Source organism: Pseudarthrobacter sp. Hb11, from assembly GCF_059383655.1.
The window spans coordinates 185150-194173 of sequence record NZ_JBWZCM010000006.1; the positions used below are offsets into that span (position 1 = coordinate 185150).

9 protein-coding genes are annotated in these 9024 nt (G+C 66.5%); 8 read left to right on the forward strand and 1 reads right to left on the reverse strand.

From position 1 onward, the window contains the following. Window positions 1–305 precede the first annotated feature (305 nt). From AC50X7_RS11515 to AC50X7_RS11550, 8 genes are read left to right on the forward strand one after another with little or no spacing between them, the layout of a single operon-like run. Window positions 306–1172, forward strand: coding sequence for a metallophosphoesterase (locus AC50X7_RS11515; protein WP_494979119.1), 867 nt, complete (start codon window positions 306–308; stop codon window positions 1170–1172). A 28-nt stretch (window positions 1173–1200) separates the two neighbouring features. Further along, window positions 1201–2670, forward strand: coding sequence for an SDR family NAD(P)-dependent oxidoreductase (locus AC50X7_RS11520; protein ID WP_494979120.1), 1470 nt, complete (start codon window positions 1201–1203; stop codon window positions 2668–2670). Continuing rightward, on the forward strand, window positions 2667–4244 hold the full coding sequence (locus tag AC50X7_RS11525) for a class I SAM-dependent methyltransferase (RefSeq protein ID WP_494979121.1): 1578 nt from the start codon (window positions 2667–2669) through the stop codon (window positions 4242–4244). Before AC50X7_RS11520 ends, AC50X7_RS11525 begins: the two co-directional genes overlap by 4 nt. Next, window positions 4241–4492: a hypothetical protein gene (locus tag AC50X7_RS11530; protein WP_494979122.1), complete on the forward strand. Its 252-nt coding sequence runs from the start codon at window positions 4241–4243 to the stop codon at window positions 4490–4492. Before AC50X7_RS11525 ends, AC50X7_RS11530 begins: the two co-directional genes overlap by 4 nt. Continuing rightward, the gene (locus AC50X7_RS11535; RefSeq protein ID WP_494979123.1) at window positions 4489–5808 is read left to right on the forward strand and encodes a family 1 glycosylhydrolase; all 1320 of its coding nucleotides are present in this window, start codon (window positions 4489–4491) and stop codon (window positions 5806–5808) included. Before AC50X7_RS11530 ends, AC50X7_RS11535 begins: the two co-directional genes overlap by 4 nt. Then, the gene (locus AC50X7_RS11540) at window positions 5798–6931 is read left to right on the forward strand and encodes a glycosyltransferase (protein WP_494979124.1); all 1134 of its coding nucleotides are present in this window, start codon (window positions 5798–5800) and stop codon (window positions 6929–6931) included. Before AC50X7_RS11535 ends, AC50X7_RS11540 begins: the two co-directional genes overlap by 11 nt. Before the next feature lie 57 nt (window positions 6932–6988). Continuing rightward, window positions 6989–7327 (forward strand): DUF8129 domain-containing protein, encoded by a 339-nt coding sequence (locus AC50X7_RS11545; protein ID WP_494979125.1) that lies wholly within the window; start codon window positions 6989–6991, stop codon window positions 7325–7327. Further along, window positions 7324–8610 carry a carboxylate-amine ligase gene (locus AC50X7_RS11550; RefSeq protein ID WP_494979126.1) on the forward strand — a complete coding sequence of 429 codons (1287 nt, stop codon included), beginning with the start codon at window positions 7324–7326 and terminating at the stop codon, window positions 8608–8610. Before AC50X7_RS11545 ends, AC50X7_RS11550 begins: the two co-directional genes overlap by 4 nt. A gap of 6 nt (window positions 8611–8616) precedes the next feature. Here the strand turns inward: AC50X7_RS11550 and AC50X7_RS11555 are convergent, their stop codons facing one another. Beyond that, window positions 8617–8955: a YnfA family protein gene (locus AC50X7_RS11555; protein WP_307094089.1), complete on the reverse strand. Its 339-nt coding sequence runs from the start codon at window positions 8953–8955 to the stop codon at window positions 8617–8619. Window positions 8956–9024 lie beyond the last annotated feature (69 nt).

Consider the following 9024-nt stretch of genomic DNA (forward strand, 5'->3'; position numbering starts at 1 on the left):
GGAGGGCCGGGGAAGGACAGGAGTTACGCCCGTCACACTCCTGAATCTACCCGCGGCGGCCAGGGAAGTACAGCTACCCGCTGCCCGCCTGCTGATACGCCGTGGAGGAGCGCCAGCACACGGCCGGGATAAAAGACAGGTCTTCCCAACATTTCATAAGCGTGCTTATTATGTTCTACCCCCGACGGCATGCAGCGCCCGTCAGCACACCTTCCCGGCTTGGGCTCCGCCCTGGGAAAAGCTGAAAGGCCCCGATGCACCAGTTCCGCCCCGAGTACTCAAACCCCAACCATGTGCTTGTCCACGTGAGCGACCCTCATTTTGTGGAAGAGGGGCTGCTGTACGGCGAGCTGGATCCCCAGACGGGACTGGTGGAAGTCCTTAACGCCGTCGAGGCCAGCGGGCTGAAGCCGGAAGCCATCATTTTTTCCGGCGACCTCACGGACAAGGGCAGCCTGGAGGCTTACCGGCGCCTGAGAACTACTAGCCAGGCATACGCTGAACGGATGGGCGCCCAGCTCATCTGGGCAATGGGCAACCACGACCAACGTGCCAACTTCCAAAGGATGCTCCTGGATGAGGCGCCGCAGGAGCTCCCGGTTGACCGTACCTATTACCTGGGCAACCTGCGGGTGCTGGTCCTGGACTCCTCAACGCCGGGCTACCACCACGGCGAGATCAATGACGGGCAGCTGCACTGGCTGGCAGGGGAACTGGAGACAAGGGCCGACGACGGCACGCTCCTGGTGATCCACCACCCGCCTGTTCCGCCGGTACAGGAGCTCGCGGTACTTTCGGAGCTGCGGAACCAGGACGGCCTGGCCCGGGTGCTGGAAGGCAGCGACGTCATCGGGATCCTCTCCGGGCACACCCATCACAGCGTCTTTTCCACCTTTGCAAACATTCCCGTTTCCGTGGCCTCCTCCACCAGCTACAACCAGGACCTGGCCCTGCCTTCGGGTGCCATGCAGGGCCTGGACGGTGCCCGCTCCTTCAACCTGATCCGGATCCACAACCGGACCTTCGTCTCGGCGGTGGTCCCGGTGGGCGAGTACCCCCGAATGGATTCCTACATCACCGCCGAGGAAACCCGGCAGCGGCTGCAGGCCGCATCCGTCATCATCCCCTCCGCCACCGAGAACACGGGAGGCACCCCCATCGGCCGCCGCTAGGCCGCCAACTCGAAGGAAAGGACCAGTCATGGACCAGAAACCACCCTCTCCATCCGGCACCCGCCGCCGCAACGTCGCGGTCATCCTGGCCGGAGGTGTCGGCGCCCGGATGGGCCTGGACATACCCAAACAGTTTGTCCCGATCGCCGGCCGCACTAGCCTTGAGCACACGGTGGAGCTGTTCGAGCACTGTGGGCTGGTGGACGAGATCATCGTCATGATGGCCCCGGGCTACATACCGCGGGCCGAGGAACTGCTCCTGGGCAGCAAACCCGGCACACCGGATGCGGAAGCAGCCAACAAGTTCACCAAGCTCACGGCGATCCTTGCCGGCGGCACAGACCGCAGCGAAACCTCACGCCTTGCCCTGGACGCCATCGCGGACAAGGACGCCAACGTCATCTTCCACGACGCCGTCCGGCCGCTGCTCGACGGCGACATCATCCTCGCCTGCATCCGCGCACTCGACGTCTATGCCGCCGTCGACACCGCCATCCCCTCAGCCGACACCATCATCGAAGTGGACGATGGGAACTTCATCCGCGCCGTGCCGCCGCGGGCCAAGCTGAGAAGGGGCCAGACGCCGCAGGCCTTCCGGATGCCGGTCATTGCCACAGCGTATGAACGGGCAAGGCAGGACCCGGACTTCTTCGCGACGGATGACTGTTCGGTGGTCCTTAAGTACTGCCCGGATGTTCCCATCTTCGTTGTGGACGGCGACGAGGCCAACATCAAGATCACCCAGCCCATCGACATCCATCTTGCGGACAAACTGTTCCAGTTGAAACACAAAACCATGCTGCCGAACGGGAGCGCGGGCGGGCTCCGCGGCTCCATTGTTGTGGTCTTCGGTGCAAGCTCGGGAATCGGCCTCGAGCTCGTCCAGCAGCTCCAAGCCGAAGGAGCTGTGGTGGCGGGGCAGAGCCGCACCGGCAACGGCACCTTCGTGGAGGACCGCGGCTGCGTGGCCCAGGCGCTCGCGTCCGCGGCAGCCGCCCACGGCCGCGTGGACCATGTCATCCTCTCCGCAGGCGTACTCAGCGTAGGCCCGCTGTCCCAGCTGACGGACGAGCAGTTGCACCATGATCTCGATGTGAACCTCACGGCGGCTTTCATCGTGGCCCAGGAGTCGCAGAAGTACCTGGCCGAAAGCAGGGGATCGCTGACGCTTTTCGCCTCCAGTTCCTACACCCGCGGCCGCGCCAACTACACCGTCTACTCCGCCACCAAGGCCGCGATCGTGAACCTCACCCAGGCGCTCGCGGACGAGTGGAGCTCGGACGGCATCCGGGTCAACTGCATCAGCCCCAGCCGGACGGCCACGCCCATGCGGACCAGGGCTTTCGGGGCCGAGGAGGAAGGATCCCTGCTGCCCGCCGCCGCTGTTGCCGGGGCCAGCATCCAGGTGCTGGCGTCGGCTATGACTGGGCAGGTGGTGGACGTCCGGCTTCCCTACACGGACCCGTCCAAGGACTCGGAACTGGTTGCCCAACCATGAGCCAGGACGTCGAGATCCGCAGCGTCCACAGCCACAGCCTCCAGGCGGACAGGTTTTCGCTTATCCTCGCGGGGCCGCCGATTCCCCGGGATGCCACCTTGTCCATCCTGCTGGGGGACAGGCCCATCTGGAATGTCCGGGCCGGTGAGGCCGCACGGCGTGGCTCCGGCTGCTGCACCATCGACTGGCCGCCCGCACTCGCCGGCCGCCTGTCCGGCTGGGCGCGGCTCGGCGTGCTGCAGGACGGAACGCCGTTATGCCCGACGGCGACAGTCACCTTTGATGATTCACCGCACCAGTTCTCGCTCGAGGAGCCCGGCACCGGGATGGCGCAGATCATTAACAAGTGGGGGCGGATCGCGCGGAACTTTGAAGGCCAGCGCGCCCACCTGATCGACGAGGCGCTGGATGAGGCCTGCAAGCTGGTGGAGTGGTCGCGGGGCCGCGGCCAGGAACTCTTTGTCACCGGCGGCACCCTCCTCGGTCCAGTGCGGGACGGCCGGGTGATGCCGGGCGATGACGACGTGGACCTGGCCTACCTCAGCCGGCACGAAAACCCGTCGGACATAGCGCTGGAGGGCTTCGAGCTGGAACGGGCCCTGCACGCGCAAGGCTACGAAACGGTCCGGCATTCCGCGGGGCACCTGCAGCTGCTGTTTCCCGGAGCGGACGGCACGGACCGGTTCTACCTGGACATTTTCACCTACTTCAACGTGGGGGGCTGGTTCCACGGCACGTTCCATGCCCGCGAGCACACCGAAAACGTGGGTATCTTCCCGCTGCGCACCCTCACCATCAACGGACGGGAGCTTCCGGCCCCGGCCGAGCCGGAGCAGATGCTCGCGGCGATCTACGGACCCAGCTGGCACACCCCGGATCCGGCGTTCCGGTTCACCACGCCGCCACCGGCCCGCCGTCGCTATGACAACTGGCTGGGCAGCCTGGATGGTGACAGGGAGAACTGGGAGGACCACCACCGCGCGCTGCTCCGTGCCAACGACAGACCCGGAACCTCGGCCTGGGCTACGGAGCTCGCCGGTGAGCTTTCCCCGGGGTCCCGGATCCTGGAGCTTGGCTGCGGGCACGGCGCGGATGGGAAGCACTTCGCGGAGCAGGGGCACCATGTGGTGGCCGTTGACTACAGCCGCCCCGCAATTGAGAACCTGCGCATGCACCAGGCGGGCCCTGGCACCTTGGTTGCCCGGCGGGTGAACCTCAACTCGCTCCGGGAGACCGCACCGCTGGCCTGCCTCGCGAACCAAGGCAATGGTCCGTTGCACGTGTACGCGAGGCTGCTGCTGAATTCCCTCAACGGGCAGGGCCGGGAGAACACGCTGACGCTGATCGGGCACCTGCTGCGGAACCAGCAAACGGCCGCCGAGGCCTTCCTGGAATTCCAGTCAGGGGACTGTGAACCGCCGTTCCCGGACTGCCGCTTGCATGCCCCCGTTGACGTTGCCGCCCTGACGAGCCGCCTCGCAGAGCTGGGGCTTGAAGCAGAAGAAGTTCCACCACAACCCGGGCGCGAAGGCGCCAAACCCGTCCGCCGACTGAAAGTGAGGGCCCTGCCATGAACGATTTCCTGAGCGATGCTTTGCCCGAGCACGAGCCCCTGAGCGACCCGCTGGAGGAGATGAACCTGCGGTTGGCTGTAGCGGCCGCGGACATCGCAGAGCTGCGTGCCGAGATCCTCCGGTTGGACCGGGACCTGGATGAATCCCGGCGGCTGAACCTGAGGGCGGCGGAGCTGCTGGACCTCGTCTACGTTCAGCTGGCCGGCAATACGGGCCGTACCCTGCAGGGGGAAGGGGCGGGCATATGAGCGGAATCGACATCATCGGCGCCTTTGAGAGTACGTATCTTCCCCGGCACGACACGGACATTTTCGAGTCCACCGCCCACGACGTCCAATGGAAGCAGGACCTTGGACTGCTGACCAGCTGCGGAGTGACCAGGTTGAGGTATCCGGTCCGCTGGCACCGGGTGGAGGCCGAGGAAGGCCTCTTCAACTGGCAGGACACGGACAGGGTGCTGCACTATCTCCGGGACCACGGCTTCCGGCCCATCGTGGACCTGGTGCACCACACCAGCTACCCCCGGTGGATGGACGGCGGCTTCGCGGACCCCCGCTTCCGCGATGCCTACCTGCGGTACACCGAGGAGTTTGCCCGGCGCTACCCCTGGATTGAGGAGTACACACTCTTCAACGAGCCCTTCTCCACCCTGTTCCTCACCGGCCACGAGGCCATCTGGCCGCCCTACCAAAAGGGCCTGGACAACTTCGTGGCCCAGATCCTCAATGTGCTGCCGGCCGTGGCCGAGGCAAGCCGCGCCTACAAGGACATGCTCCCGGACGCCAAGCATGTGTGGGTGGACACCTGCGAGCACCACACCGGCGAAGGTCCCGGCGGAAGCGCCTACGCCACCATGGCCAACGAACGCCGGTTCCTGGTGCTGGACAGCTTCCTGGGCAAAGGCTACGACCTCCACGGCCCCCTGGCGGAGCTGCTCCGCGAGGCCGGAGGCGGGAAGCTGCAGGACCTGGAACCGGGACGGATCGACGTGCTGGGGATGGACTACTACGCCCACTGCCAGTGGCACTTCGATGAGAATGGCGGCTCGCCCAATACCCCGTACCCGTTGCCGCTTGCCCAGCAGATCTACCTGTACTGGGACCGCTACCGGCTGCCGTGCCTCCTCACCGAGACCAACGTCCGCGGCTCCACCTCGGACCGGGCCACCTGGTTCAAGTACGTCCTGGAGCAGTGCGAACGGGCCCGGGAGATGGGGGTTCCGCTGGAGGGCCTGTGCTGGTTCCCGGTGATCGACTCCACGGACTGGAACACGCTCCTGTACCGCAGCGACGGCCATATCGACCCCGTGGGCGTGTACTGGCTGGACGACGAGCTGGCCCGCCAGCCCTCGGTGATGTCCGAGTCGTATGCAAAAGCCGCCGCCGGCACGCCGTCGAACGAGCTGCCTGCCTTCACGCTGGGCGAACCCGTGGCCACCTGGCTTCGCGGCTACGAGCCACAAATGTCCCACTGGAACTGGGCACCGGCCCCTGATGCGGATCAGGGAAACAGCCTGCCCAACACCAAGACCCGGATGGAATTGAGGATTGTCAATGCAGAGTGAACTGATCGTTTTGTCGCACCTCCGCTGGGACTGGGTGTGGCAGCGCCCCCAGCACCTCGTATCCCGCCTGGGCTCCCGCTGTTCCACCTGGTACGTGGAGGAGCCGCTCACGCCGTCACCCGACTTCGCGGGCCGGAACCGGATGAACCACATGGAGGTCAACGGACTGAACCGCGCCTGGCTGGAAATCCCGGAGCAGGGCCACCATGTGGGTTTTTTCGACGACGTCCTCCCGGACTACATCGAGCAGCTGCCCGAACTGGTGGGTCCGCCCGCGGGGGAGCGGGTGGTGTGGCTTTACACCCCGCTGGCACTGGAACTGGCCCTCGCGCTCCAGCCCACCACGCTGGTGTATGACGTGATGGACGATCTCGCCGCCTTCAAGGACGCCCCGCCCGAGCTGGTGGTCAGGCAGCGCCAGGCCCTGCGCCGGGCCGACGTCGTATTTGCCGGCGGCCGTTCACTCCACCGGTCCATGGTGCGGCAGGGCCGCGCGGACACGCTGCTCTTTCCCAGCGGCGTGGAGCCGGAGCATTACCGGAGCCCGACGGCGGAGGCCCGGGTTCCGGGGCAGCGTCCGGCGGCGGGATACGTGGGTGTACTGGACGAACGGCTGGACCTGGGGCTGATCGCCGGCCTGGCCGAAGCGCTGCCGGAGTGGGACATCAAAATGTACGGGCCGGTGGCAAAGATCGATCCGTCCAGCCTGCCCCAGGCGCCCAACATCAGCTACGCAGGGTACACCTGCTACGCGGACCTTCCCGGGGCAATGGCCGGGCTGGATGTGGCCCTGATGCCGTTCGCGCTGAACGAGGCAACCCGTTCCATCAGCCCCACGAAAACGCTTGAGTACCTTGCGGCCGGCCTGCCGGTGGTTTCCACACGGGTGCCCGACGTCGTCGCTGATTTCCCGGGAATCGTGCACCTGCGCGACGATGCCGGCGGCTTCGCCTCGGTGTGCCGGACGCTCGGCCAGCGGGATCCGTCGCGCGGGCCAAGGCCGAAGACCCGGGAGCTGCTGAAGAAGTACCACTGGGATGCTATCGCGGCCCAAATGGCGGAGTCAGTCTTTGCGGGCGGGGTCCAGGAGCCGGAGCCGGCAAGCGCCGGGGCCAGGGGCTGACCGTCTGTCCACAAACCCGCCACCAAGTTGCACTGCGAGAGAAGGAGCTGAAGAACGGTGAACGAAGTACCCCTGCACAAGGACCTGCCGCTGCCGGACTACGACCACCTGCCGGTGGGAACCCTGCCGTCGAGCATCTCCGGACTGGAGGAGGCGGAAGTGGCGCAGCTGATGACGTACGAGAAGGCCCACGGCAACCGCCTGCCCATCATGCAGATCCTCGAAAAGAGGCTGCATGACCTGCAGGGCGGCACCGTCCCGCGGGGCCCGCACACGCCCAGCACTCCCGAGGTCAACACCGGCACGCCGGATACCCCGCAGACGGCCAGCGTTCCCGGCCCCCCCATCAACCCGCCGTCGCAGGGCGATCCCACCAACCCTGCCCAGCCCCGGTGAGCTGGCAGCATCACGGCATCGAGGACCACGACGGCGGCCCGGAGCACCCTGCCATGGATAACGACGGCCAGGATCACGACGGCGACGCGGACCTTCGCGCCTTCGTCCAGTCCCACGTTGAAGGCACCCCGGCGCTAGCTGAGGATGCCGGCGCAGGCGCGGCCGGGCGCCGTCGGACGTTTGGGATCGAGGAGGAACTGCTCCTGGTGGACCCCGGCAGCGGGGAGGCGGTACCGGTAGCGGGCGCACTCCTGGACCTGTATGTCCGCCCGATGGAATCCCGCAACGGTCCTGTCCTCACGGCCGAGTTCCAGCAGGAGATGATCGAGGTGGTCACCCCGCCGCATTCCACGTTGGCTGCCCTGGAAGCGGACATCATCGCAGGGCGGGCCATAGCGCACCAGGCGGCAGAAGACATCGGAGTCAGGGTGGCCGCGCTGGCCACGTCACCGCTGCCCGCCGATCCCCATCCCGTGCAGCTCCGGCGGTTCAAAGCCATGACGGAGGAATACGGGCTCACGGCCCGTGAGCAGCTCACGTGTGGCTGCCACATCCACGTCTCGGTGGAGTCGGCGGAGGAGGGCGTGGCCGTGCTGGACCGGATCCGGAACTGGCTGCCGGTGCTGATTGCCCTCAGCGCCAACTCCCCGTTCTGGCACGGCGAGGACACCGGCTACGCCAGCTACCGTTCGCAGGTGTGGAACCGCTGGCCCTCGGCCGGCCCACTTGAAATCCTCCGGACCCCGGAGGCCTACTACCAGTTGGTGCAGGACATGGTGGGCACCGGCGTCGCGCTGGACGAGGGGATGATCTACTTCGACGCCCGGCTCTCGCGGCACTACCCCACGGTGGAGCTTCGGCTTGCCGACGTGTGCCTCCGGCCGCAGAACACGGTGTTGCTGGCAGGCATCGCCCGCGGGCTGGTGGAGACCGGAGCGCGGGAATGGCGGGAAGGAATTGAACCCACGGTAGTTCCCGCTGCGCTGCTGCGGCTGGCCGGCTGGAAGGCGAGCCGGTGGGGTCTGCGCGGCGAACTGCTCGATCCGGTGACAAGCCGGCCGGTGCCGGCCCTCGCCGTCGTAAATGCCTTGATGAACCACATCCGCAAGGCTCTGGAGGACATCGGGGACCTGGGACGGGTGGAGGAGTTGATGGACGATTTGCTCAACGCCGGCACGGGCGCAACGCGGCAGCTCGAGGTCCTGCACCGCACCGGGGACTTGGAGGACGTAGTAAGGGACGCGGCGGACTGCACGGTGCGGATCCCGGCCGAAGAAGGGTGACCCGTCTCAGGCAGCGTTCCGCGGCGCAAACATGATCACGGCGACGCCCAGCAAGCAGATCGCCGACCCTGCGATGTCCCACCTGTCGGGCCTGAAGCCGTCAAAGACGATGCCCCAAACGAGTGATCCGGCAACGAACACGCCACCGTAGGCGGCCAGGATCCTGCCGAAGTGCGCGTCAGGCTGCAATGTTGCGGCGAAGCCGTAGATGCCCAGAGCGATAACGCCCAGGCCGGCCCACCACCACTCCTTGCCTTCCCTGACGGACTGCCACACCAGCCATGCGCCGCCGATTTCAGCGGCGGCGGCAAGGATGAACAGCAGGATGGTCTTCGCGATAGTCACAGGGCCATCATGGCAGTTTCAACTGCCGGCCCACGAGCGGGCTAGGAGCCGGCCTTGTCTGCCTCGTGC